Raw genomic sequence first — 26216 nt, forward strand, 5'->3', positions numbered from 1 at the left:
ACGCGGCTGCCGGGATGGCATTTATAAAAACTCCATGGGATGCATTGCGCATTCCATGGAGTTTTTTTGATGTGATGGAGTGGACTGTTTTTAAAAGTTTTGCCCCCTCACATTGTATTGCTAAAAATATATGATATAATTGACTTAAAATATTTTAATAAATACTTATTAAAAAATTTGAAATAAGATTGAGGGATAAAAATGACGATTGACATGAAAGAAACGATCAGCCCGTATTTTTTAGCGTTGAGGCCGGTGCTGATTCAGATCGGAGAGACCTTTGGGCCGGACTGCGAGGTCGTGCTTCACGACTTCAACCATCCGAAAAGCTCAGTTGTGATGGTGGTGAACGGCGAGGTGACGGGCAGGCATGTGGGACAGACCTTTAATGATCTGATGTCCATTATCCAGTCGCCCTATCTGAAAAACGACTGTCTGAATAATTATATCAAGCACTCAAAGGATGGAAAGCTATTGAAGTGTTCCACTTCTCTGCTCAGAAACCAGAGCGGAGAGGTGGTGGGGGCGATCTGCATCAACTATGATCTGAGCCGTCACATGCAGATCAAGAAGCAGATGGACGATTTCTGCCGGGGAATCGATCTGGAAGCCAAGGAGGAGAGCGCGGACCTGCTGGGCGAGGGAGTCAGCGATATTCTGCGGCAGATTTTGGACCGGACCATCTCGGACGCGGGTATTCCCGTGTCCGCCATGAGCAGGCAGGATAAGATGGATATCGTGCGTTTCCTGGATGAAAAGGAAGTATTTTCCATTAAGGGTTCCGTCGAGGAACTGGCCAAGCAGCTGGCCGTCTCCCGTTATACCATATATAACTATTTGGACGAAGTGCGCAATCGAAAAGAATGAAAGGAGGTGATTCTGTGGGGGATCAAAGAACGGAGACCCTGTCGGAGTACATGATCCGGGTCCGCAGGGATATCCACAGACATCCGGAAACGGCCTGGACCGAGTACCGCACCACGGCTTTAGTGGCCCGGGAACTGGAAAAATGGGGTTACCAGGTGCTGTTGGCGGAGGAGGTGCTGGATTTGGAGTCCCGATCGGCGCTGCCTGCGGCCAGACAGCTGGAGCTGGCGGAAATGAGAGCAAGAGAGGAGGGAGTGGACCCTGAGCTTATGCAGCGCATGGCCGGGGGAAAGACCGGCGTGGTGGGAATTCTGAAGCGCTCGGAAGGGCCGGTGGCGGCGCTTCGGGTGGACATGGATGCGCTGGAGGTGACGGAGTCAGCCGAACCGGATCACAGGCCGGCGCAGCAGGGATTTGCATCCGGCCACGAGGGAATCTGCCATGCCTGCGGTCATGACGTTCACACGGCCGTTGGTTTGGGTGTCGCGCGGATTCTGGCGGAGGATCAGAGCAGGCAAGGGACGGTGAAACTTATATTCCAGCCGGGCGAGGAGGGGATGCGCGGGGCGCGGGCGATGATGGAGAGAGGGATCGTGGACGATGTGCACGACTTTTTCAGTCTCCACGTGGGGATCCGGGCTCTGGAAACCGGTGAAATCGTGACGGGCTGCGACGGCTTTCTGGCCACCAGCAAGTTGGACGCCGTATTTCACGGAGCCACGGCCCATGCCGGAATCTGTCCGCAGGAGGGAAAGAGCGCTCTGTTGGCCGCTGCGGCGTCCTGCATCGGCATGCAGGGGATTCCACGGCACGGGGACGGCAGTTCCAGAATCAACATCGGCGGCATAAGCGCCGGTGGAAACAGCCGGAATGTGGTCCCGGATTACGGCATCGTAAAGTTTGAGACCCGGGGCGGTTCCACTGAGATCAACCGGTATATGGAGGCGGAAGCGCGCAGAATCTGCGAGGGTGCGGCGCTGATGTACGGTGTGTCCGTGGAAGTCCGTAATATGGGCAGCGCAGAGGGAAGCGACAGCGACGGGGAGCTTATGCAGGTGATCCGGGCGGCCGCAGAGCGGAGCGGAGGCGTTCACAAAATTGTGGAGAAAAAGAGCTTTGACGCCTGCGAGGACGTGACGTACTTTATGAACCGGGTCCGGTCGAACGGGGGAAAGGCGGCGGTTATGATGCTTGGAAGCCGTCTGGCGGCGGGACATCATTCCGGCAGTTTCGACATTGATGAGAAGTGCATGGAAATCGGGGCGGAAGTGTTGAGCCGCGCCATAAGGATGCGATTGGAAGAGGAAACGAGACAAAAAAGCTGATTCACAATTCACGAAAACAGGTCTGCCAACCAACGTAAACGCGAGTGAAATCAGCTTTTTCATTGTATCATACCTTCAACCAAAGGTTGACGATAAGGAATACGTTTCCTTATTATACGATGTCGTTAACCAAAGGTTGACGATAAGGAATACGTTTCCTTATTATACGATGTCGTTAACCGAAGGTTGACGATAAGAGATACGTTTCCTTATTATACCATAATCGCCGGAGCTTATCCACGGTTTGCGCGGATTAATTTCTGACGATTCTGTTAAGGAGGGTTAAAGATGAAAGAGAAGGAGAATTCAGGTTTTCAGAAATTTCTGAATGGAGTGGAGCGCGTGGGTAACAAGCTGCCCCATCCATTTACGATGTTTATGATGCTGACGGTGATGATTGTCGTCATCGCTCAGCTTCTCAACGGCTTTACCGTTCCCATCCCCGGGGGAAAAGAGGAGGCGGTTGTCAACGGTATTTTAAACAAAGCCGGATTCCAATGGTTTGTCAACAACATACTGGCTAATTTTATTGCATTTCCGCCCTTTAAAACAGTGTTAGTCACCATGCTGGGCGTGGCAGTGGCGGACAAGACCGGGTTATTTGAAGCGCTGTCAAAGAAGTTTCTGCTGAGAATACCGCCGTATCTGCTGACCGCCTCGGTGATTTTCGTGGGCGTCATGTCGAATCTGGCGTCGGATGCGGGGATCGTGTTTATGCCCGCGCTGGGAGCGGCGCTGTTTGCGGTGGTAGGGCGCAGTCCCATTGTCGGTATCGCGGCAGGGTATGCCTCCGCCGCCTCCGGGTATTTTGCCAATCTGATGATCACAAGCCACGATGCCAATCTGTCCGGCATCTCCCTGTCCGTGATGGACATTGTGCCCATTACAGCCAGCGCGCCCATGAACGTTACGGTCAACTGGTATATGGCAATCGCCTCCACGCTGGTGCTGGTTCCCATCGGCACGTTTGTGACGGACCGTATCATTGAACCCAAGTTTGGGCGGCTGGAGGGTCTCAATATTGTGGTCAATGATTCCGACCGGGACGTGTCCCCGGCTGAGGTGAAGGGACTGAAGGCGGCCGGCCTGGCGCTGCTCGTCTACCTGGCGGCCATCGCGGCAATGGCGATTCCTGAAAATGGATGGCTGCGGGATATGGAGACGGGAAAAAGTATGCTGACACAGATGGATCCCATTATTCCCATTATCGCCCTGGCGTTTTTTATCGTTGGCACCGGATATGGTTTTGCCTCCGGAAAGCTGAAGAGTGAGAAGGACGTGATCCGATGCATGACCGAAGGCATGAAGTCCATGGGAGGATTCCTTGTGATCGCCTTCGCCGCCTCGCAGCTGATCGGCATTTTCAAAAAGACCAATCTTGCCACGGTTCTGGCCATCGTCGGCTCAGAGGGATTGGAGGCCAGCGGAATCAACGGCGTTCCGCTGATCGTGATTTTTATTTTGTTCCTGGCATTTATCAACCTGTTCCTTTACAGCGGTTCTTCAAAGTGGGCGCTGCTGGCTCCGGTGTTCATCCCCATGTTCGGGCTGCTGGGCTTCTCGCCCGCGTTCACCATGGCGCTTTACCGGATTGCCGACTCCTGCACGAATATTATTTCGCCGCTGTTCCCCTACCTGCCCATCGTGCTGGGGCTGACGATCCAGTACAAAAAGGATGCCGGCATGGGCACGATCATGTCCATGATGGTGCCGTACTCCATCGCGTTTACCGTTTCCTGGATCATTCTGGCGGTGGTGTGGTACCTGCTTAAGATTCCAGTAGGGCCGGGAGCAGGCGTTTTACTATAAGCATTGGAGAGGAAGCGAATGATTAATAAGATTATAACGGACAACGCGCCGGCCCCCAGGGGGCATTACTCCCACGCGGTGGAGTGGAACGGATTGATCTTTCTGTCCGGCCAGCTGCCCATCGACGTCGAGGGGATTCCCAGGGCGGATTTGAGCGTGGAGGAACAGGCCAGGCTGGTGCTTCACAATCTTAAGCAGGTGCTGGCGGATTCCGGCAGCAGCTTAAATCATGTGCTCCGGGCGGGCGTTTACGTCTCCGATATCGCCGACTGGGACCGGGTGGACCGGATTTACAAGGAATTTTTCGGCGGTCACCGCCCGGCCAGATCGGTGGTGCAGGTGAACGACCTGCATTTCGGTGCAAAGCTGGAGGTGGAGCTGGTGGCCGTGAAGGCCGAAAAATCCGGGCAGACCGGATGAGACAGAGGACGGCGCAGCAAAAGCCGCGCCGTCCGTTTTGAACGAATATGATGTTGGGTGCCCCGGCCATTGGCCGGGGATTTTAAGTTTCACCGCTTTTTCTTCTTTTTCTTCCCCTTCCCATCCCTCTTCTCCTCCGTTTTCTCCTTCACCCGGTCCAGCCGGATGTCCTCCAGGTAGGCCAGAAGCTGAGGGTCCACGTTGTCGAAGAGGCGGTTCTTTTTGGAAGGGATCTGTTTTAAGTGGCGGAGATTGATCTCGTCGTTGGTCTCTTTGATCTCCTTTTGCAGGTCCCGGGCCGACAGGCGCAGAGCGCCTTTTCCCAGGATGATCACCTGCTCCAGCTTGTCCGAGGTGGCCACGGCCACCTGGTAGCGCCGGCCGATCTGCTGGGTCACCTTCTCGATGTACTGGTCCGCGGTTTCCGCTTCCTTGGTAAAGATCACGTGGATGTTGTGGTAGCGGATGACCTCGCCGGGATTGCCCTTGACCTTGTAGCCGTCGAACACCAGGATCACCTGGCATTTCTTGTAGCCTTGGTAATTGCAGAGGATGTCCTGAAGTTTGGTCCTGGCCCCGTCCAGGTTGACGTCGGCCAGCTCCTTTAACTCGGGCCAGGCAAATATAATGTTGTAGCCGTCCACCAACAGGTATTCGCAGGTCATGGCGCGCACACCGTCCATTTCATAGATTTTCAGTAACAGTTCAGACGGCGGGAAAATTGGCGCGGGAAGCCGCGTCAAGCTCGATTGTAAGCGGATTTTCGTGTCAATTTTCACATCGGATGGACATCCGATGCTTCTTGGCCGAGCTTTTTCGGTCAAGAAGATGAGCCGTCTGAACTGTTATGATTTTCAGTCCAAAACTTTTATTTTTTCCAGGTAGATCTTGCGGAACAGGATGGTGCTTAGGATCACGGAGGTGATCTCCGCGATGGGGATGGAGTACCAGACCGCGTGGAGTCCGAACTCCCGGGCGAAAAAGTAGGCCAGGGGCAGGATGCAGACCAACTGTCTGGCAATGGACACGATCAGGCTGTAGACGCCGTTTCCAAGGGCCTGGAACACGGAGCCGACGATGATGCAGTACCCGGCAAACAGGAAGCTGAGGCTGATGATCCGCAGGGCGGGCACGCCGATGGCCAGCATGTTCTCGTCCGCCTGGAACATCATGAGCAGGTCCCGGGTGAACAGCTGGAACACCACCAGGCCGATGAGCATGATGCCCACCGCGATATAGATGCTCATGCGCACCGTTGCCATGATACGCTTTTTGCTTCTCGCGCCATAGTTGTAGGCTACAATGGGAATCATGCCGTTGTTCAGACCGAAAATGGGCATGAAGATAAAGCTCTGGAGCTTGAAGTACACGCCGAACACCGCAACCGCCGTCTCGGAGAAGGCGATGAGAATCTTGTTCATGCCGAAGGTCATCACCGAGCCGATGGACTGCATGATGATGGAGGGCACGCCCACGGCGTAGATCAGGCGGATGGTGCGTCCGTTGGGCGTAAAGCCTTTGAAACGAATGGTGACGTCGTGGTTCTTGGTAGCGTTGAACATCAGCGCCAACAGCATGGCTACGATCTGTCCGAACACGGTGGCCGCGGCCGCGCCCTGGATGCCCATCCTGGGGAAGCCAATCAGGCCGAAGATCAGGATGGGGTCCAGAATGATGTTGATGATGGCGCCGGTGCCCTGGGTGATCATACTGTAGATGGTCCGCCCGGTGGACTGTAAAATGCGCTCGAACATCATTTCCCCGAAGATGCCCATGCTGAAAATACAGCAGATTTGCAGATACTGGGTGCCCAGGCGGATGATCTCCTGGTTGTCCGTCTGGCTCTCAAAGAAGAGACGGGAGCCGAACAGGCCGAACAGGGCGAAGGCCACGAAGCCCAGGAAGGCCAAAAATACGCCGTTGGCGGCCGCTGAGTCGGCATTTTTCTGGTTGTGCTCGCCCAGCGAACGGGAGAGCAAAGCGTTGACGCCCACGCAGGTTCCGGCGGACACGGCGATGATCAGGTTTTGAACGGGGAACGCCATGGACACGGCGGTCAGGGCGCTCTGGCTGATCATGGATACGAAGATGCTGTCCACAATGTTGTACATGGCCTGGACCAGCATGGAGATGACCATGGGTAAAGACATTGTGACGAGCAGGCGGTTGACGGGCATGGTGCCCATTTTGTTTTCTTGTGTCATAGATATAATACTCCTTTTTCCTTTGAACGGCGAATCGATTGCAGTCGCCCAATGCACGAGGACTATTGTACAAGTATATCATAGGAAAGTCAAGAAAAGTCAGAGCGTCAGGGAGCGGGCGATGCGCTTTTTGTACTCGCCGGGGGGAATTCCCTCCTTTTCCTTGAAAACGCGGCTGAAATAGTGGACGGACTTAAAGCCCGTGGACTCGGCGATCCGGGTGACGGAATCCCGGGAAAAGCACAACAGCTCCCGGGCCCTGGCCAGACGACGGTTCCCGATGTACTCGATGGTGGACTGGTTGAAGGTCTTTTTGAACAGGCTGTTCAGCTGGCGCGCGTTCACCCGGCAGGCTTCGCAGAGGATGTCCGAGGATAAGTCCTCCCCCAGATGGCGGTCGATGTAGGCGCAGGCCTCCGCCAAAGGCCCCTCGGGACGCCGGGCGATCCGGGGGCCGCGGGAGAAGCCCCGGCCTGTGCGGTACGAGGCCGCGGCCAGGGGGATCAACAGCTGTTCCAGGTAAAGGGAACAGAGAGCTTCGTACAGGGGCCGCTTTAAAATGCACTCGTGAAGAATCTCCATCACCAGGCTGCGGTGCTCCGGGGAGGCGGGCAGCAGTCTGGGAAGGCGGGCGATCTCCGCACCCATGCGGGGGGAAGGGCAGGTGAAGGGCAGGTGCAGGATGGTCAGGGTGGAACGGCTGCCCGGACTGGGCACGGCCACCTCCAGGGAGGGGAACAGGAATAAACTGTCCCTGGAGCAGGTGTGGCTGCTGCTGTCCACGATCAGCACGCCGCTCCCGTCGAACACGTAGAATAAGTGAAAGTTCTGCCCCCCGGCCAGCGGCAGGAGCGGCTTGTCCAGAAAATCATAGCCGGTCAGGCGGATGTCCTGTATCATGAGCGCTCCTTTCCGTAGTTATCCTGCATAATGTTCTTGGCATAGTTGACGCCGCCCTCAATGTGGGCGTTCATCAGGCCCGCCGCGCTGACGCTGTCGTGCTTGGCGATGGCCTCGTAGATCTTGCGGTGGAAGATCACCGAGTGCTCCAGGGCGTTTAAGGGCGTGATGCCCATGCTGATGGAGCCCTCCACCAGGTCGCTGAGCAGTTCCTGGATGGTAATCAGAATCTGATTGTGGGTGCACTTGGCCACCGCGTAGTGAAACTGCAGGTCCAGCTCATTGTACTGGCGCAGCTTGCCGGTGCGGGCGGCCTCCGGCATCTTGGACAGGGGCAGCTTCACCTGGGCTAAGTCCTCTGCGGTGGCGTTTAAGGCGGCCAGCTCCGCGGATTTGCACTCGATGATCTGGCGGATCTCGAAAATGTCCTTCAGGCTGTTGTTGTCCATGCTCAGCATAGGGAGCAAAGTTTTGATGTAGGCCGCGGGCGTGATCTCCCGCACAAAGGTGCCGGCCCCCTGGCGGACCTCCACGATGCCCATGACGTCCAGCTTGTGCATGGCTTCCCGGACGGTGATGCGGCTGACGCCGAATTCCGCCGCCAGCTCGGACTCCACCGGAAGCTTCTCGCCTGGGCGGTACTGCTTGGCTGTGATCATGGCGCGCAGCTGGTCCGCCACCTGGTCGGACAGCTTGATTCTCTGTACCGGCATAACTGAATCCCTCCTTCCACGGATCATCGAAATCATATGATGATTATATCATATGGAGGTATATTTTTCAAATATTACATAAAATATGGCGGGAAAACGGGAAAATCTATACAGTTTACAAGAAGTTCGTTTAAAACTTGTAAAAAATCATGTCAAAAAATGTAAATACAATCTCAAGGAAAACCGATATAATAAAGACACTAAATTTGATGGGAGGAAGTAACCTATGAGAAAACTGAGGAAGTCTGTTTCTGTGATCCTTTCCGTAGCGATGCTGGCCGCTCTGGGCGGTTGTTCTTCCGGAACTTCGGCTCCGGCCGACACGGCGGCGCCCACCACCGGCGCAACGGCGGGAGGGAGAGTACGGCGGAAGGCGGGAGCGCGGCCCAGACCGAGGCGCAAAAGGCGGGCGAGGGCACGGTCATCACCTACGTTACCCTGGGCGACACCGGTATGGAGCTGTTAAAGGAGGCTGCGGCGGAATTCAAAAATGAGACCGGCATCGAGGTGAAGCTGGAGAGCTGGGCCTACAGCGACGCGTATCAGAAGATTTTAACCCTGGCCGAGGGCGGCAACATGCCGGACGCTATGTACGGCTTCTCGTCCTGGACCCAGCAGTTCAAGGAGGCCGGGTACACGGTGGCCATTGACAGCCTGATCAGCAAGGAGCTTTACGACGACTTTTCACCCGCTGCCCTGGACGTGTGCAAGGTGGGCGGAGAGCTCTGGGCCATGCCGTCCTACATGTCCATCCGCGGCATGCTGTTCAATAAGAACCGCATGGCGGACGCGGGAATCGAGAAGCTTCCCACCACCTGGGAGGAATTTCTGGCGGACGGGGAGAAGCTGACCGATCCCGCCTCCGGAAAATACGCCTACGCCATGGTGGCGGGCCATCCCAAGAACACTCTGGACTGCTTCCTGCCCATTCTCTGGGCTTACGATGCGGACGTGATGAACGCGGACGGCACGGCCAACGGCTTCAACAATGAGAACGGCGTGGCCGCCTTACAGATGTATGTGGATCTGGCCAAATACGCGGTGCCGGACTACGGACAGGCCGATATCAACAGCACCCAGAACAACTTTACCACCCAGATCGCGGCGGCTTATTTCCACAACGCCCAGGGTCTGGCGGCGCTTAAGGAAGCGGGGGAGGACTACAGCTGGGCCGAGATCACGGAGCCCCTGGCAGGGCCTAACGGTTCCCGGTATTCCCTGGGCGTCATGGATGTGGACCTGGTGTTCAACACCGGCAACCAGGAAGCGGCTGCCAAATGGCTGGAATTCTGGCACACCGCCAAGTACCAGGGCCAGGTGATCAACCAGGCCGGATTTGTTCCCAACCAGCAGAGCTACTTCAAGGAGATTCCGGAGTTTACCGACCCCAGCAACGTGATGGTGGCTCCCTTTGCGGCAATGGAACCCATGGCGAAATTCAAACCCTCCATCATCTGTTGGGAGGAAGTGCAGAAGGCCATGGCGGACGCTGTTACAAAGGCGGTTATGGGCGAGATCAGCGCGTCGGAGGCCATGGAACTGGCAGGCAAGCAGGTGGACGAATTACTGGCAAAACAATGACAACGAATCAGCGGGCGGAATCCTTTCCCGCCCGCTTTTTTAGATGAGGGGGACCGGCAATGAATGGTTTATCGAAAAAAGAAAAGCGCGATAAAGCGGTTAATTTATGTTACGTTCTTCCCATGCTTGCGATTTTTCTCGTGTTTATTTTATACCCGATCACACAGGTTTTTTACATGTCCTTTTTTGAGCGGAGGGTGAACGGAGACATGATCTTCGTGGGCCTGCAGAATTTTGCAGACCTGTTCGCCAACCCGGATACGCCGCGCATGTTTAAGAACACCTTTGTGTGGGTGTTCGTGGGCGTGGCGTTCAAATTGATCCTGGGGCTTCTCATGGCCCTGATTCTGTACAAAAAATTTTTGGGCAAGAAAATGATGACAGCCATCATGCTGATTCCCTACGCCATGCCGGCTGCGGTGTCCTGCATGATCTGGCGTCTGATGTATAATCCCATGTTCGGGCACATCACCCAGTTTCTGATGGATACCCATATTCTGGGGCTGCCCGTGGATTTCCTGGGAAATTCCAAGACCTCGCTGATTGCGGTGATGATTGTCAACATCTGGGCGGTGGCGCCGTTTTGCGCCCTGAACATTCTGTCCACCATGTACTCCATCCCCTCCTACATCTACGAGGCGGCCCGGATCGACGGGGCTAACGCATGGCAGCAGTTCTGGTCCATCACCATGCCTCTCATCACCTCCTCGGTGCGCACGCTGGGGCTGCTCATCGGAATCTGGGCCTTCAACACCTTTGACGTTATCTATATGATGACCCAGGGAGGACCGGCCAACTCGTCCTCCATTATGGTGAATTTTATCTACCAGAACGCGTTCCAGTTCAACAACCGGGGCTACTCAGCGGCGATCAGCGTGGTCAGCTTCCTGATCCTGTCCGTGTTCGCGGTGCTCTATGTGAATTCCAAGGGGGAGGATACGCGGTATGAATAGTTACAGAGTCAAACGAAATGTAAAAAAATTCCTTTTCCTGCTGATGGTGCTTCTCATCATCGTGACCCTGATGTTCCCGGTGGCGGCCATGATCTCGGTGTCCCTAAAGAAGGCCAACGACGTGTTTACCATGCCGGTGACCTGGGTTCCCAAGGTGTTCGCCTTTGAGAACTACGTGCAGGTGTTCCGGAAAATGCACATTTTAAACGGCTTCAAGGCCAGCCTGGTCATCACCGGAATGACCATCGCCCTGATTATGGTGATCGCCATCCCGGCGGCCTACGCCTTTTCCTGCCTGAATTTTTACTGCAAAAAGCAGATGTATTACCTGGTGCTGGTGAGTCAGATGTTCGCGCCGGTTATCGTCATTATCCCGCTCTATACCATGATGAACAAGATGGGATTGATCGACAGCTGGCTCAGCCTGGTGCTGATGAACACCACCTTCAACCTGGCGTTTATTGTGCTGATGTTGAAAGCCACCTTCGACGGGGTTCCCAAGGAGGTGGTGGAGGCGGCGAAAATCGACGGCTGCAGCCCGTTTATGGTGATGACAAGGATCTTTCTTCCAGTGTCCAGCACCGGGATCGCGGTGGCGGTGATCTTCGCCTTCACCCGGACCTGGAACGAGTTCCTGTTCGCCTTCACCTTTATCTCCACCACGGAGAAAAAGCCCATTATCGTCAGCCTTTACGAGATTTTAAAGAACAATCCGGCGGTGGGAATCCCCTGGCATTATGTGATGGCCGGGGCCATGTACACCACCGTTCCGCTGGTGATCCTGTTTATCTGCATCCGGAATTATATTACCGGGGATCACACCGCGGGAGCGATTAAATAAATAGGGAGGATATTTGTCATGGAAAATGTGAAGGGATGCTATTACTGCGACCAGGATGAGGGGTTTCGCAGCCTGTTGTTTAAAATCTGCGATCTGAAGGCTTCCAGCGTGTTTTTGTGCAAGGACCAGACGCTGCCGGGCCGCTGCACCATTATGTTCAGGGACCACTATAACGAGCTGTACGAGATTCCCAAGGAGGAGCGGGACGCGTTTATGGACGACGTCTGCGCCCTGGCTCAGACCATAAAGGAGCTGTTTGGGGCCGACAAGATCAATTACGCGATCTACGGCGACGAGGTGACTCACGTGCATTTCACCCTGTGTCCGAAATATAAGGGCAGGCTGGGATGGGGCGGCCCCTTTGTGCTGTTCCCTCAGGAGCAGGATAAAATCACGCTGACCGACGATTTGTACCGGGAACGGATGGAGCAGATCGGCGCGGCAGTAATGGAAAAGAGAGGTATCAGGCCATGAAAATCAGTCTCCCTTACGGAAATGAGATGGTGGGCATGGAGGTGCCGGATCAGTGTTTTATCGGCATGATCGACCCGCCTGAGGCCCAGCCCGCCGGGGACCCGGAGCGGATGATTCTGGACGCCATCGAGAACCCCATCGGCGGTCCGAAGCTGGAGGACATCGTGACCCCGGATAAGAGGATCGCCGTGATCGTGGACGACGGCTCCCGCCCCACGCCCATAAGCACCATTCTGCCGGTTTTGCTGGATCAACTGATCCGCTGCGGGGCCAGGCGGGAACAGATCAAGATTGTCATCGCCCTGGGCAGCCACCGCTATATGACGGAGGACGAGATGCGGGAGCGGGTGGGGGAGGAGATCTACCAAACCTACCCGGTGGTGAACTCCGAGTTCCGGGATCCCGAAAAGCTGGTTTATATCGGGGACACCGAGGAGGGCGCCCCCCTCATGGCCACAAGCTCCGTGATGGACGCGGACCTGCGCATCGGGGTGGGAAATCTGGTTCCCCACCCGGTGATGGGCTGGGGCGGAGGCGGAAAGATCATTTTTCCCGGCGTGGCAGGGGAGGACACGGTCTCCTATTTCCACCTGAAAGCCAGCCTCTACGACGAGAACATGTTCGGGCTGTCCACCACCCCCATCCGGGATATGATGGAGGGCTGGGTGAAGCTGATCGGCCTGGACTTTATCATCAACACCATTCTGACCCCGGAGTTAAAGCTCTGCTGGGTGGTGGCCGGGGACTACGTGGCCGCCCACCGGGAGGGCGTGAAGATCGGAAAGCAGGTGCTGGGCAGCAAGGTGACGGAGAAGGCCGACGTGGTGATCGTCAGCTCCCATCCGGCGGACCAGGATTTCTGGCAGTCTCCAAAGGCCATGTACGGGGCGGAACCAGCCCTTAAGGGGGACCGGGGCGGCACCATGATTATGATCAGCCCCAACTATGAGGGCATCGGGCCGCACCCGGAGTATCCGGAATACATGGCGAGGGACGACGGCGACGCCATCGTGCGGGCCTGCATCGCAGGGGAAGCCATTCCCGGCGACCGGCTGGCCATCGCCGTTGGCAACAGCATGTCCAAGATGCGCCGCCGCAGGAAGCTGGTGGTGGTTGGCGACGGCGTGACCGGGGAGCAGATGAGCGCCTGCGGCTGCAAATATTATCCCCTGTCCGCGCTTCAGCAGGCCATCGACGACGCGGTGGCGGAGTACGAGGGCTGCCGGGTGGCGGCCATGAGCGGAGGCGCGGAGGCATTTTTATACGATGAAGGAGAATCCATATGACGATCATAAAAGACTTTTTTGCGGATAAGCTGCACGTGATGGTGTTCGACACCCGCGAAGCCATGGGGCGCATGGCGGGAGAGCAGGCCGCGGCCCGCATCCGGGAGCTGCTGGCGGAAAAAGAGGAGATCAATATCATTTTCGCAGCCGCACCCTCCCAGAATGAGACCCTGGAAACCCTGGTAAGCGCGGAGGGAATCGACTGGACCCGGGTCAACGCCTTTCACATGGACGAGTACGTGGGGCTGGACGCAGCGCATCCGGCGGGATTTCGCAATTATTTAAAACGCAAGGTGTTCGACCGCCTGCCCCTTGGCTCCGTCAACCTGATCAACGGAAACGCGGAGAATCCGGAGGAGGAAGCGCGGCGCTACGGTCAGCTTCTTGCAGAGCATCCGGCGGATATCTGCCTGCTGGGCGTGGGCGAGAACGGCCATCTGGCCTTCAACGACCCTCCGGTGGCGGATTTTAACGATCCGGTGTTCGCCAAGGTAGTGAAGCTGGAGGAAAAGTGCCGCCTGCAGCAGGTCCACGACGGCTGTTTTGAGGAGATCGGGCAGGTGCCGGGCTACGCCATCACGGTAACCATTCCGGGGCTGACGGCGGCGCGGTCCATGTTCTGCAGCGTGCCCGCAGCTACCAAGGCGGAGGCGGTGCGGGACATGTTAAACGGACAGGTGTCTGAGCGCTGTCCGGCCAGCATCCTGACCACCCACCCGGACGCGGCCCTGTATCTGGACCGGGATTCCGCAAGCGGTCTGTTGTAAAAAGACGGGAGGTATTCCATGAGCATACATTTTGTAAACGCCGCAGTGATCTACCCGGACCGGGTGGAGCAGGGATTTGTCACCGTGGAGGGACACCGGATCAAAGCCGCCGGAAAGGGGCTTCCGGAGACCGGACAGGGGGACCAGGTGTATGACCTGAGAGGAAAGTACCTGTCCCCGGGATTTGTGGAGATTCACAGCCACGGCGCGGGGGGCTGCGACTTTATGGACGGCACCGCGGAGGCGGTGATCACGGCGGCAAAGACCCATTTGCAGCACGGCACCACCACGCTGTTTCCCACCACCCTTGCGGCCAGCCGGGAGGAGATTTTAAACAGCATCGACGGGCTGCGCTTGGCAAGGCGCATCATGACGGACGGGCCGGAGCTGCCGGGACTGCACATGGAGGGACCCTATCTGAACCGGAAACAGAAGGGGGCCATCGACGAACAATACATCCGCGACCCGCAGCGGGAGGAGTACGAGGAGTTCATCTTCTACGGCGAGGGAGCCATCTCCCGCTGGACCCTGGCCCCGGAGCTGCCGGGAGCCATGGAGTTTGCCCGCTGTCTGCGGGACCACGGCATCGTGCCCTCCATGGGCCACACCGACGCGGAATACAGCCAGGTCCTGGAGGCGTACCACAACGGAATCAACCACGTGACCCACCTCTACTCCGCCATGTCCGGCATGGTGAGAAAGGGCGGCTTCCGTTACCCCGGTCTGATCGAGAGCGCGTTCTGCATCGGCGATCTAACCGTGGAGGTCATCGCCGACGGCTGCCATCTGCCGGTGGAAATCCTGGAGATGGTGTACCGCTTAAAGGGGCCGGAGAAGGTGGCGCTGACCTGCGACTCCATGCGCTGCGCCGGACAGAATGTGAAGGAATCCGTGCTGGGAAGTTTAAAGAACGGACAGCGGGTGATCATCGAGGACGATGTGGCCAAGATGCCGGACCGCACGGCATTTGCGGGCAGCATCGCCACGGACGACCGGCTGGTGCGGGTGATGTACCACCGGGCCAGGGTGCCGCTGTGGGACTGCGTGCGCATGATGAGTCTGACCCCGGCCTCGATTATGGGACTGGCGGACCAGGTGGGCAGCATCATGCCGGGAAAGACGGCCAATCTGATCAGCTTTGACGAGGACATCCGCGTAAACGGCGTAATGGTGCAGGGCAGCGTGGCGTTCGGCTCCTTTGGGGCCGGGAAATGAGGGGGAAATGGACCGGAATGAACTGCTTCGCCTGAAAGGCTTTTATGAAAATGAACTGACCAACCGCATCCTGGCGTTCTGGCTGCCCCGGTGCGAGGACCGGGAGTACGGCGGGTATGTGAACTGCTTTGACAACGCGGGGGAGAAGCTTCAAAGCTACGACAAATACACCTGGAGCCAGGGAAGGTTTGTGTGGGTGTTTTCCAGGCTTGCTGTCACAAAAGCTGGGATTTTTTCCCGGAAACAGCGGCAGGAGTTCTTGCGGCTGGCAAAGACAGGGCGGGATTTTCTGATTCGCCACTGTCTCATGGGGCCGGAGGATTGGCGCTGCGTTTATTTGATGGAGCGGGACGGAAGCCCCAGGCACGTGGAGGGCTGGGAGCCGTTGGACATGAGCATCTACGCGGACTGCTTTGTGGTGCTGGCCATGGCCGGGTATGGGGCCGCGGCCGGAGACCGGGAGGCTTATGCGTTTGGAAAACGGCTCTATGAGTCCATTCTGGAACGGGTGAAGTCGGGAAGGTACAATATTCTGCCTTACCCGCTGTCGGAACGGTACCGGGCCCACGGAATTCCCATGATCCTATCCAATGTGACGAAGGAGCTGCATGAGTCCGCGGCCCTGCTGGAGCCGGATTCCGGGTACTGCATAGTGCTGCGGGAGCGGTTGGGGGGATTTACGGACGATATTCTGAACCATTTTGCGGATGAGAGGAATGTGATCCACGAGGTGATCGCCGCGGACAACCGTCCGGTGGAGGGGCTTTTGGGACAGCACGCCAATCCCGGGCACACCATCGAGGACATGTGGTTCATGATAGAGGCGGCGGACCTGCTGGGCCGGGAAGAACTGGTGCCAAGAATCGCCGGAATAACGGCGCAGGCGCTGGAGATCGGCTGGGACCGGGAATTCGGGGGGATCCTGCATTATAGCGCGGTGACGGGTGGGCCGCCGGTGGGGGCGGAAGAGCTGTCGGCGGAGATGGAGCCTGTGAAGGCAGGAGGGCCGCCGGTGGGGACGGAAGAGCTGTCGGCGGAGATGGAGCCTGTGAAGGCAGGAGGGCCGCCGGTGGGGACGGAAGAATTGTCGGCGGAAATGGAGCCTGTGAAGGCAGACGTGCCGCCGGATGGAGCGGGGGCTGTTATCGAGCCCGTGGAACGCCAGGTCCGGGAGGGCTGGGGAGATAAGCTGTGGTGGGTGCACTCGGAGGCGCTTTACACCACGCTGCTGTGTTACCACCGCACCGGCGAAGCGCGGTTTCTGGATTGGCATGAGAAGGTGTTTTCCTACACATTCCGGACATTTCCAAACTGCGACCCTGAGGTGCGGGAGTGGAAGCAAATCTGCAAGCGGGACGGAAGTCCCCAGGATAAGGTGGTGGCCCTTCCGGTGAAGGACCCATTCCACATCACGCGGAATTTGATCCTGATTTTGGAATTGCTGGAAACAATGATGGAAATGGACTGAGACGGAAGCGTGAGTACGCCCCGGCACCGGAAGCGGTGCCGGGGCGTACTGGCGTTACTGTACACTCCGTTCCCAGTAACACGCTTCGCGATGCACAGAAACGGCAAAAAACGCCGTTTCGCACTGCTATCCTCGGGTTTTCTGTGACTTCCGCTGCGTTCCACTCACAAAAAACGCCTCGCGGGATATTGCCTGTGAACCGTAACATACTGGCTTCTTGTTTTGGAATCCTGTACGAGATTTCATGGACATTTGCATTCTTTTGTGATATTATAAGAATAGTTACTATTATTGAAGATCGGAGTAATTGGAAAGAGAAGGGTATGGCAGTTTATCGCTGTAGATTTTGTGGGTCAATGTATGATGAGGAGAAGGAAGGGGTGCCGGTGGGCGAACTGAAGGTGTGCCCGGTATGCCGGGTGGCCGCGGATAAGCTGGTGAAGGTGGATGATGTGGGGGATGCGGGAGAAACGGTATCGGGTGTGTCGGCGACCGGAGAGGTTGCTGCGCCGGAAGCCGGAACTGCCGCTGTGACCGGGGCGACTCCTACATTCGATCCCACCGGCGCTGTCGGCACTGAGCCGGCACAAACGCCGCCCGCCTCGGTTACCTGTCCCGCCGTGGCACCCGGTTCCGCCATGGCACCCGGTCCCGCCGCTGCACCCGGTCCCGCCGCTGCACCCGGCCCCGCCGTGGCTCCCGGTCCCGCTCCAGCTCCCGCCTACGACCCCGAGTACGCCAGGGTCAACACGGACAGCCGCTTCATGGACGATATCCACGAGATGGCGGTGAGCGGCAAGAGCATCATCGCGGCCATGGGGACCCGGATGCCCATGCCGGGCTGGGACGACATTCTGATCCTGGGTGCGCAGTTAAATCCGCCGCCTCTGGACGAGCACGCGCCGGTGAGCACCAGAACCGTGATCGGGAAACACGCGAAACAGCCCATGGTGCTGGAACACCCCGTGTACATTTCCCATATGTCCTTCGGCGCGCTCTCCAAGGAGACCAAGGTGGCTCTGGCCCAGGGCAGCGCCATGGCCCGGACCGCCATGTGCTCCGGCGAGGGAGGGATTCTGCCCGAGGAGATGGATGCGGCCTACAAGTACATTTTCGAGTATGTCCCTAACCTCTACAGCGCCACGCCGGAGAACCTGCGCCGGGCGGACGCCATCGAGATCAAAATCGGCCAGGGGACCAAGCCAGGGATGGGAGGCCATCTGCCCGGAAGCAAGGTGACGCCTGAGATCGCGGCCATCCGCAACAAGCCCCTTGGACAGGACGTGATCAGCCCCTCCAAATTCCCGGGGATCGACACGAAGGAGGATTTGAAGGCGCTGGTGGACCGCCTCCGGGAGGAGTCCGGCGGAAGGCCCATCGGTATCAAGATCGCGGCGGGCCGCATCGAGCGGGATCTGGAATTCTGTGTGTTTGCGGAGCCTGACTTCGTGACCATCGACGGCCGTGGGGGAGCCACGGGGGCAAGCCCCAAGCTGATCCGGGACGCCACCAGCGTGCCCACCATTTACGCCCTGCACCGGGCAAAAGCCTATTTAAACAAGGCGGGGAGCCCGATCCAGCTGGTGATCACCGGCGGACTGCGGGTGAGCTCCGACTTCGCCAAGGCGCTGGCAATGGGCGCGGATGCCGTGGCCATCGCCTCCGCGGCCCTGATGGCCGCAGCCTGCCAGCAGTACCGGATCTGCGGCACCGGCATGTGCCCGGTGGGAGTGGCGACCCAGGATCCCCAGCTGCGCAAGCGGTTTCCGCAGGAGGCGGCGGCCAGAAGGGTGGCCAACTACCTGAACGTGACGCTGGAGGAGCTAAAAACCTTTGCCCGGATTACCGGACACGAGGACGTTCACGGGCTCTGTGTGGAGGACCTTTGCACAGTCAGCCGGGAGATTTCAGAATTTACGGATATTCCCCACGCCTGAGGCGGGAATGGGTGGACAAAACTTAATTATTTGCAACGTTTTGAACATTGATTCATTTTGGCCTTGACTTTTCATGCGTCTTGCGCTATTTTAGATGGTATTAAATCAAACCGGCGAAGATGAGAGTCCGCGCCGGGGGAAAAGCTATGAAGGAGACTCTTGCCTGAGGAATGTAACAGGGAGGGGGCGTCACCGATTGAGAGCGCCGCCGCGCAGGACTGGGCGAAGGGAACACTCCGGAGCTGGTATGTCGAACCGGTGTCTGTTTTGCGCGCAGGGGCGTCGATAGTAGGCATACACGTTGCACACGTTACGTGCCAAGAGTGGGGAACCGGTCAGCCGGAACCCAATGCGGGTGGTACCGCGGGAATGTTTGAAAAAACGACATGATCCCGTCCCGGAATACGATTTTGTATGTATTCCGGGGCGGGATTTTTTGATGCGCGGGACGCCGCGCCGGACCCCGGGGCCGTTTACAGCCCCACCCGGAATCCATACAGGAAACTAATCCACTTGTATGCAGAAATGAGGTAGACACTATGGAATTCATCGAAGGAGTCAGAGAGAAAGCGGTAACGGAGATCCGGCAGATTTTGTCCGGCGGCTGCGAGGGCAGGGAGGTCCGCGTAAACGGCGCGGTCCACACTATCCGCAGCATGGGCGAGGTGGCGTTTGTGGTGCTGCGCAAGGCCGGGGGCCTGGTGCAGTGCGTATACGAGGAGGGGCTTACCAATTTTGATATCCGAAACCTGAAAGAGGAATCCGCGGTGGAAGTGACCGGGACGGTGAAACGGGAGGAGCGCGCGCCGGGCGGATATGAGATCCGCTTAAAGGAGCTGCGGGTTTTGTCCCAGCCTGCGGCCCCGCTCCCCATTGCGGTGAGCAAATGGAAGCTGAACACATCCCTGGAGACCAAGCTGGCCCTGCGCCCTGTCTCCCTGCGCAACCTGCGGGAGCGTGCAAAATTCAAGATTCAGGAGGGCATCGTCAGAGGCTTTCGGGAGTATCTGCTGGGCCAGGACTTCACGGAGATCCGCACCCCCAAGATCGTAGCCAGGGGCGCGGAGGGCGGTTCCAACGTTTTTAAGCTGGATTACTTCGGCAAGAAGGCGGAGCTGGGTCAGAGCCCGCAGTTTTACAAGCAGACCATGGTGGGGGTATTCGACCGGGTGTTTGAGGCCGCTCCGGTGTTCCGGGCGGAGAAGCACAACACCACCCGCCATTTAAACGAGTACACCAGCCTGGATTTCGAGATGGGCTATATCGACGGCTTTGAGGATATCATGGACATGGAGACCGGAATGCTTCAGTATGTGATGGAGCTGCTGGGCCGGGAGTACAAAAAGGAGCTGGATCTGCTGGGGGTAACCCTGCCCGACGTGTCCAGAATCCCGGCGGTCCGGTTTGACCGGGCCAAGGAGCTGGCCGCGGAAAAATACCAACGCAGGATCCGCAACCCCTACGATCTGGAGCCGGAGGAGGAGTTGCTGATCGGACGGTATTTCAAGGAGGAGTACGGCAGCGATTTCGTGTTTGTGACCCATTATCCCTCAAAAAAGCGCCCCTTCTACGCCATGGACGATCCGGCGGACCCCAAATACACCCTGAGCTTTGACCTGCTGTTCAAGGGGCTGGAGGTGACCACCGGCGGCCAGCGGATCCACGACTACGGGGAAATGCTCAGGAAAATGGAGAAGCGGGGCATGGACCCCGAGGACATCGCCTCCTATCTGATGATTTTCAAATACGGAATGCCGCCCCACGGCGGCTTGGGGATCGGTCTGGAACGGCTGACCATGCGCCTTCTGGACGAACAGAACGTCCGTGAAACCGCTCTGTTCCCCAGGGACGTGACGCGGCTGGAACCCTGACAGATTGAAACCTTATCCGAAAAATGATCAGACTGAAAGGAGATCCGATTATGGCTAATAGAGTGGACGATGCAACCATCGAATATGTAGGGATTCTGGCAAAGCTGGAGCTGTCCCGGGAAGAGCGCCAGGCGGCCAAGCGGGATATGAGCCGTATGCTGGACTATGTCGACAAGTTAAATGAACTGGACACGGAGGGCGTTGAGCCCATGTCCCATCTCTTTCCCGTGCACAACGTGTTCCGGGAGGACGAGGTGACAAATACGGACAGCCGGGAGCAGATTCTGGCCAACGCACCGGAACAGAAGGACGGCGCTTTCAAGGTGCCGAGGACCATAGAATAGGGGGGAGAAACGTGAACCGTATATTGGATTTAACAGCCCTGGAACTGGGCAGACAGATAAAAGCCGGGGCGGTGAGCGCCCCGGAAGCGGTCCAGGCGGTCCTGGAGCGCATAGCGCAGGTTGAACCGGACCTGAACGCCTACGTCACCGTGGACGGCGACCGGGCCATGGAGCAGGCCGGGAGAGTCCAGCGCTACATCGAGTCGGGAGAACTCACCGGCCCTCTGGCCGGAGTGCCGGTGGCAATTAAGGATAATCTCTGCACCAAGGACTTAAAGACCACGTGCAGCTCCAGGATACTGGAAAACTTTGTGCCCACCTACACCGCTTATGCGGTGCAGAAACTGGAGGAGGCCGGGGCAGTGATTCTGGGCAAGACCAACATGGATGAGTTCGCCATGGGAAGCACCACGGAGACCTCGTATTTCGGCCAGACCCGCAATCCCTGGAACCGGGACCATGTGCCTGGCGGCTCCTCGGGCGGCTCCTGCGCGGCAGTGGCGGCGGGAGAGTGCTTTCTGGCCCTCGGCTCGGACACCGGCGGCTCCATCCGCCAGCCCAGCTCCTTCTGCGGCGTGACCGGCATTAAACCCACCTACGGGACGGTATCCCGCTGGGGCCTGATCGCCTACGGCTCCTCCTTGGACCAGGTGGGGCCGGTGGCCGGAAATATTTCGGACTGCGCAGCGGCCCTGGAGGCCATTTCCGGTCACGACCCCAGGGACAGCACCTCCATGGACCGGAAGGACTGCGATTTTACCGCCGCGCTTCAGGACGACGTCAGAGGGCTGCGCGTTGGCCTGCCCCGGGACTATTTCGGCGAGGGCCTGGACCCGGAGGTGCGAAAGGCTGTGCTGGACGCGGCCCAGGCGCTGCGGGAGAAGGGCGCGCTGGTGGAGGAATTTGACCTGGGTCTGGTGGAGTACGCCATCCCCGCCTACTATGTGATCGCCTCCGCGGAGGCCAGCTCCAACCTGTCCCGGTTCGACGGCGTGAAATACGGCTACCGCACCCCGGACTATGAGGACCTTCACAGTATGTACAAGAGAACGCGCTCCGAGGGCTTCGGGCCGGAGGTGAAGCGGCGTATCATGCTTGGGTCCTTTGTGCTCAGCTCCGGCTACTACGACGCCTACTATTTAAAAGCCCTGCGAACCAAGGCGCTGATCAAGGCGGAATTCGACAAGGCATTCAAACGTTTTGACGTGATCCTGGGGCCGACGGCGCCGGGCACTGCGCCGCTTTTGGGCAGTTCCCTGTCGGACCCGTTAAAAATGTATCTGGGCGATATTTACACCATCTCCGCCAACCTGGCGGGCCTGCCCGCCGTGAGCCTGCCCTGCGGCCTGGATTCCAAAGGGCTGCCCATCGGCGTGCAGCTGACCGGGGATTGCTTCAAGGAAAAGGAGATCATCCGCACGGCCTACGCCTACGAGCGCACCAGAGCCTGGGGAAAACCGGATTTGACGGCGGTGGGCACAGACGCCGCGGGAAGGGGGAAACGCATATGAGCAAACAGTATGAGACCGTAATCGGCCTGGAAGTCCATGTGGAGCTGGCGACCAGGACGAAAATATTCTGCTCCTGCTCCACGCAGTTCGGAGGCGCGCCAAACACCCACACCTGCCCGGTGTGCACCGGGATGCCCGGCTCCCTCCCGGTGTTAAACCGCCAGGTGGTGGAGTACGCCCTGGCCGTGGGCCTGGCGACCAACTGCCAGATCAACCAGTATTGCAAATTTGACCGCAAAAACTATTTCTATCCGGATAACCCCCAGAACTATCAGATTTCCCAGCTGTACCTGCCCATCTGCCACGACGGATGGCTGGAGATCGAGACGGAGTCCGGCGGCAGTAAAAAGGTGGGCATCCACGAGATCCACATGGAGGAGGACGCCGGAAAACTGATCCACGACGAGTGGGAGGACTGTTCCCTGGTGGACTACAACCGCAGCGGCGTGCCGTTAATCGAGATCGTGTCCGAGCCGGACATGCGAAACGCGGCCGAGGTCATCGCCTACCTGGAAAAACTGCGTCTGATCATCCAGTACCTGGGCGCATCGGATTGTAAGCTCCAGGAGGGCTCCATGCGGGCGGATGTGAACCTGTCCGTGCGGGAGCTCGGAGCGCCGGAGTTCGGCACCCGAACGGAGGTGAAGAACTTAAACTCCTTCAAGGCGATTGCCAGAGCCATCGAGGGGGAGCGGAAACGCCAGATCGAGCTGTTGGAGGAGGGCAGGGCCGTGGTTCAGGAGACCCGCCGCTGGGACGACAACAAGGAAAGTTCCAAGGCCATGCGCTCCAAGGAGGACGCAAAGGATTACCGGTATTTCCCGGACCCGGACCTGCCGCCGGTGGTCATAAGCGATCAGTGGATCAGCCGGGTGAAGGCCGCGCAGCCCCAGATGCGCACGGAAAAGATTTCCTATTATATGGAAGCGTTTGGTCTGCCCCGCTACGACGCAGAGCTGATCACCGGTTCCAAGCGGATGGCGGATCTGTTCGAGGAGACGGCGGCCATCTGCGGCAGGCCCAAGGAGGTTTCCAACTGGCTGATGGTGGAGGCCATGAGGCTTTTGAAGGAACATGAGATGGACCCGGACCGGATGCATTTTACTCCCGCCCACTTAGCGGCTCTGATCGGGCTGGTGGAGCAAAACGTGGTCAACCGGAATGTGGCCAAGACCGTGTTCGAGGAGATCTTTTTAAATGACGTGGACCCGGAGCGGTATGTGGAGGAGAAGGGGTTAAAGGTGGTCAGCGACGAGGGGGCCCTGCGGGCAGCGGTGGAAGCGGTGCTGGAGGCCAATCCCCAGTCCGTGGCGGACTACAGAAACGGCAAGGAGAAGGCCATGGGTTTCCTGGTGGGCCAGACCATGCGCGCCATGAAGGGAAAAGCCGACCCGGCCCTGGTCAACCGCCTGGTGCGGGAACTGCTGGGAACCGTCCGGCCATAAGCAAACAACAATGTATAAAATCAGCTTATAAGCCGTACTTTTATCAATATAAGAAAATTTTGTATTGACGGACCAACCGGTTAGTGATATGCTTGGTTACAATGCAGGAAAGTGTAGATGGTACGAGGACAAATGTCTGCACACCGGCAACAAAAATGAAAGAGATGATCATGAGGAGGAAATTATGAAGCCATATGCGGAGATGACCAAAGAAGAATTGATTGCGCTGCGCAAGGAACTGAAAGCCCAGTACCGCGAGATGCAGGGAAGGGACCTGAGGCTGGATATGTCCAGAGGCAAGCCCAGCGTGGAGCAGCTGGACTTATCCATGGGAATGATGGATGTGCTGAGCAGCAATGACGACCTGACCTGCGAGGACGGCACGGACTGCCGCAACTACGGCGTTCTGACCGGTATCGACGAGGCCAAGGAGCTTCTGGCTGATATGATGGAAGTCAACCCCGATCTGATCATCATTTATGGCAACTCCAGCCTGAACGTGATGTACGACACCGTGTCCCGTTCCATGACCCACGGCGTCATGGGAAACACTCCCTGGTGCAAGCTGGATAAGGTGAAATTCCTCTGCCCCGTTCCCGGATATGACCGGCATTTTGCCATCACCGAGTATTTCGGAATTGAGATGATCAACGTGCCCATGACCAAGGATGGCCCGGATATGGATATGGTGGAGGAGCTGGTCTCCACGGATTCCGCCATCAAGGGAATCTGGTGCGTGCCCAAATACTCCAATCCCCAGGGTTATTCCTACTCCGACGAGACGGTGCGCCGTTTTGCCCGCCTGAAACCGGCGGCCCCGGATTTCAGGATTTACTGGGATAACGCCTACGGCGTTCACCACTTATACGACCACGACCAGGATCATCTGATCGAGATTCTGGCGGAGTGCAAGCGCGCGGGTAATCCCGACCTGGTGTACAAATTCGCCTCCACCTCCAAGATCAGCTTCCCGGGTTCCGGAATCGCCTGCATCGCGGCTTCCTTAAACAACCTGGAGGACATCAAGCGCCAGCTGAAGTTCCAGACCATCGGACACGACAAGGTGAACCAGCTGCGCCACGTGCGTTTCTTCCGGAATATCCATGGCATGGTGGAGCATATGCGCAGACACGCGGACATCATCCGCCCGAAATTTGAGGCTGTGGAGGAGATTCTGGAGCGGGAGTTGGGCGGCCTGGGAATCGGCGAGTGGACCATGCCCAAGGGTGGCTACTTCATTTCCTTCGACTCCCTGGACGGCTGTGCAAAGGAGATTGTGGCCAGATGTAAAAAGGCCGGCGTGGTGATGACCGGCGCGGGCGCCACCTACCCCTACGGCAAGGACCCCGACGACCGCAACATCCGCATCGCGCCCACCTATCCGCCCTTAGGCGACCTGATCACCGCCACCGAACTGTTCTCACTGTGTGTGAAGCTGACCAGCGTGGAAAAACTGTTAAAAACCATGGATTGAGATCGCCTTTTCAGGAAAATGATTCAAGTGTAAAAGAAACGCCTTCTTCAGATAATGATAAGGAGCGGCCGACCGGCAGACTGATGCCGGCAGGTCCGCTCCTTTAATTGATTGTAATGGAACGCCGGCGCAGCCTGGGTTCCATCGGATATCTGAGAGGAGGCGGAGAATATGGAAGCGGGAAACCGGCATTTCCGGGGAAAATACGATCTGTTTACGATATATCTTGTGCCGGGGCTGACCATTTTTCTGGCCTCACTGGGAAACTGGTTCGACACCAATCTGTCGGTGCTTGGAAACACCGGCGGACGCCGGGGCCTTCTGATGCTCTGGGGATGGATCACGGGAATCTATTATTACCGGTATATGTTGTATTTATTTCAGCTGGGCCGTTACCGGGGAGCGGCCGGGAGATGGCTGCTGGCTGCGGCCGGGATTTTTATCATGACCGCTGTGGTGATTCCCTACCTGCCGGAACAGGAGCCTGGGGAGGCGGCGCTGCACGTGATTCTGGCGTTCTTCTCGCCCATCCTGCTGGCCGCCGCCCTGGTGGCGTTCCTGCGCGATCTGAGCGTGAAGAACCGTCGGCTTTTTAGGGAAGCCTGGGGAGCCATGTGGGGGATCGCTGCGCTGTCTCTGGTTCTGCTGTTTGCCGCGGGGTTTATTACCAGCTTTCTGGAACTGTTTCTGGTGATCGGGACCTGCGGGTTTTTGCGGCATGTGGAACGGATCTTGCTGCGGCAGAGGAGCCGGATAACCGGACATTAGAAAAGGCGGAAAGCCCTTGCGCTTTCCGCCTTTCCTGTGAGGC

General features: G+C 57.8%; 23 protein-coding genes. 19 read left to right on the plus strand and 4 right to left on the minus strand.

Annotated features, from left to right (window positions below; translation table 11 throughout):
• Positions 1 to 201: 201 nt before the first annotated feature.
• From ACK2JC_RS20780 to ACK2JC_RS20795, 4 genes are all read left to right on the plus strand, one after another.
• The gene (locus ACK2JC_RS20780) at positions 202 to 867 is read left to right on the plus strand and encodes a transcriptional regulator (protein ID WP_092367205.1); all 666 of its coding nucleotides are present in this window, start codon (positions 202 to 204) and stop codon (positions 865 to 867) included.
• A 14-nt stretch (positions 868 to 881) separates the two neighbouring features.
• Positions 882 to 2192, plus strand: coding sequence for an amidohydrolase (locus ACK2JC_RS20785; RefSeq protein ID WP_368271337.1), 1311 nt, complete (start codon positions 882 to 884; stop codon positions 2190 to 2192).
• Positions 2193 to 2480: 288 nt separating this feature from the next.
• Positions 2481 to 4001, plus strand: a complete 1521-nt coding sequence (locus tag ACK2JC_RS20790; protein WP_320938355.1) for an AbgT family transporter — start codon at positions 2481 to 2483, stop codon at positions 3999 to 4001.
• A gap of 18 nt (positions 4002 to 4019) precedes the next feature.
• The gene (locus tag ACK2JC_RS20795; protein WP_320938356.1) at positions 4020 to 4421 is read left to right on the plus strand and encodes a Rid family detoxifying hydrolase; all 402 of its coding nucleotides are present in this window, start codon (positions 4020 to 4022) and stop codon (positions 4419 to 4421) included.
• Positions 4422 to 4510: 89 nt separating this feature from the next.
• On the opposite strand, the gene ACK2JC_RS20800 is transcribed toward ACK2JC_RS20795, so the two are convergent.
• From ACK2JC_RS20800 to ACK2JC_RS20815, 4 genes are all read right to left on the minus strand, one after another.
• Positions 4511 to 5104, minus strand: coding sequence for an NYN domain-containing protein (locus tag ACK2JC_RS20800; protein ID WP_320938357.1), 594 nt, complete (start codon positions 5102 to 5104; stop codon positions 4511 to 4513).
• A gap of 171 nt (positions 5105 to 5275) precedes the next feature.
• Positions 5276 to 6625 (minus strand): MATE family efflux transporter, encoded by a 1350-nt coding sequence (locus tag ACK2JC_RS20805; RefSeq protein ID WP_092372070.1) that lies wholly within the window; start codon positions 6623 to 6625, stop codon positions 5276 to 5278.
• Positions 6626 to 6724: 99 nt separating this feature from the next.
• Entirely contained in the window at positions 6725 to 7525 is an 801-nt protein-coding gene (locus tag ACK2JC_RS20810) for a helix-turn-helix domain-containing protein (protein ID WP_118756026.1), read from the minus strand.
• Entirely contained in the window at positions 7522 to 8238 is a 717-nt protein-coding gene (locus tag ACK2JC_RS20815; protein ID WP_227167930.1) for a FadR/GntR family transcriptional regulator, read from the minus strand. Before ACK2JC_RS20815 ends, ACK2JC_RS20810 begins: the two co-directional genes overlap by 4 nt.
• Positions 8239 to 8529: 291 nt before the next feature.
• Here ACK2JC_RS20815 and ACK2JC_RS20820 point away from each other — a divergent pair, with 291 nt between their 5' ends.
• The 15 genes from ACK2JC_RS20820 to ACK2JC_RS20890 all read left to right on the plus strand — a co-directional run bounded on the left by ACK2JC_RS20820 (position 8530) and on the right by ACK2JC_RS20890 (position 26173).
• Positions 8530 to 9819: a sugar ABC transporter substrate-binding protein gene (locus ACK2JC_RS20820; protein ID WP_368271336.1), complete on the plus strand. Its 1290-nt coding sequence runs from the start codon at positions 8530 to 8532 to the stop codon at positions 9817 to 9819.
• A gap of 197 nt (positions 9820 to 10016) precedes the next feature.
• Positions 10017 to 10772 carry a carbohydrate ABC transporter permease gene (locus ACK2JC_RS20825; RefSeq protein ID WP_227167929.1) on the plus strand — a complete coding sequence of 252 codons (756 nt, stop codon included), beginning with the start codon at positions 10017 to 10019 and terminating at the stop codon, positions 10770 to 10772.
• Positions 10765 to 11613, plus strand: coding sequence for a carbohydrate ABC transporter permease (locus ACK2JC_RS20830; protein WP_368271335.1), 849 nt, complete (start codon positions 10765 to 10767; stop codon positions 11611 to 11613). Before ACK2JC_RS20825 ends, ACK2JC_RS20830 begins: the two co-directional genes overlap by 8 nt.
• A gap of 18 nt (positions 11614 to 11631) precedes the next feature.
• Positions 11632 to 12087 carry an HIT family protein gene (locus ACK2JC_RS20835; RefSeq protein ID WP_092366527.1) on the plus strand — a complete coding sequence of 152 codons (456 nt, stop codon included), beginning with the start codon at positions 11632 to 11634 and terminating at the stop codon, positions 12085 to 12087.
• Entirely contained in the window at positions 12084 to 13373 is a 1290-nt protein-coding gene (gene larA, locus ACK2JC_RS20840; RefSeq protein WP_368271334.1) for a nickel-dependent lactate racemase, read from the plus strand. The genes ACK2JC_RS20835 and larA overlap by 4 nt, the downstream gene beginning before the upstream one ends.
• Positions 13370 to 14140 carry a glucosamine-6-phosphate deaminase gene (locus tag ACK2JC_RS20845; RefSeq protein ID WP_320938231.1) on the plus strand — a complete coding sequence of 257 codons (771 nt, stop codon included), beginning with the start codon at positions 13370 to 13372 and terminating at the stop codon, positions 14138 to 14140. Before larA ends, ACK2JC_RS20845 begins: the two co-directional genes overlap by 4 nt.
• An 18-nt stretch (positions 14141 to 14158) precedes the next feature.
• On the plus strand, positions 14159 to 15355 hold the full coding sequence (gene nagA / locus ACK2JC_RS20850; RefSeq protein ID WP_320938232.1) for an N-acetylglucosamine-6-phosphate deacetylase: 1197 nt from the start codon (positions 14159 to 14161) through the stop codon (positions 15353 to 15355).
• A gap of 7 nt (positions 15356 to 15362) precedes the next feature.
• The gene (locus tag ACK2JC_RS20855) at positions 15363 to 16823 is read left to right on the plus strand and encodes an AGE family epimerase/isomerase (protein WP_320938233.1); all 1461 of its coding nucleotides are present in this window, start codon (positions 15363 to 15365) and stop codon (positions 16821 to 16823) included.
• Between the two features lie 323 nt (positions 16824 to 17146).
• A complete protein-coding gene (locus ACK2JC_RS20860) occupies positions 17147 to 18760 on the plus strand; it encodes a glutamate synthase-related protein (protein ID WP_320938234.1) in 1614 nt (537 codons plus the stop codon).
• 539 nt (positions 18761 to 19299) lie between these two features.
• Entirely contained in the window at positions 19300 to 20631 is a 1332-nt protein-coding gene (gene aspS, locus ACK2JC_RS20865) for an aspartate--tRNA(Asn) ligase (RefSeq protein WP_320938235.1), read from the plus strand.
• Positions 20632 to 20681: 50 nt separating this feature from the next.
• Entirely contained in the window at positions 20682 to 20975 is a 294-nt protein-coding gene (gene gatC / locus ACK2JC_RS20870; protein ID WP_107435594.1) for an Asp-tRNA(Asn)/Glu-tRNA(Gln) amidotransferase subunit GatC, read from the plus strand.
• Positions 20976 to 20986: 11 nt separating this feature from the next.
• Positions 20987 to 22486, plus strand: coding sequence for an Asp-tRNA(Asn)/Glu-tRNA(Gln) amidotransferase subunit GatA (gene gatA / locus ACK2JC_RS20875; RefSeq protein ID WP_320938236.1), 1500 nt, complete (start codon positions 20987 to 20989; stop codon positions 22484 to 22486).
• Positions 22483 to 23931 (plus strand): Asp-tRNA(Asn)/Glu-tRNA(Gln) amidotransferase subunit GatB, encoded by a 1449-nt coding sequence (gene gatB, locus ACK2JC_RS20880; protein ID WP_320938237.1) that lies wholly within the window; start codon positions 22483 to 22485, stop codon positions 23929 to 23931. The genes gatA and gatB overlap by 4 nt, the downstream gene beginning before the upstream one ends.
• 184 nt (positions 23932 to 24115) lie before the next feature.
• On the plus strand, positions 24116 to 25405 hold the full coding sequence (locus tag ACK2JC_RS20885) for an aminotransferase (protein ID WP_320938238.1): 1290 nt from the start codon (positions 24116 to 24118) through the stop codon (positions 25403 to 25405).
• Between the two features lie 171 nt (positions 25406 to 25576).
• The gene (locus ACK2JC_RS20890) at positions 25577 to 26173 is read left to right on the plus strand and encodes a hypothetical protein (RefSeq protein ID WP_276953251.1); all 597 of its coding nucleotides are present in this window, start codon (positions 25577 to 25579) and stop codon (positions 26171 to 26173) included.
• The last annotated feature ends 43 nt before the right edge of the window (positions 26174 to 26216 follow it).

Origin of the sequence: Enterocloster lavalensis (assembly GCF_046603895.1) — a bacterium.
Classification (GTDB): Bacteria; Bacillota; Clostridia; order Lachnospirales; family Lachnospiraceae; genus Enterocloster; species Enterocloster lavalensis.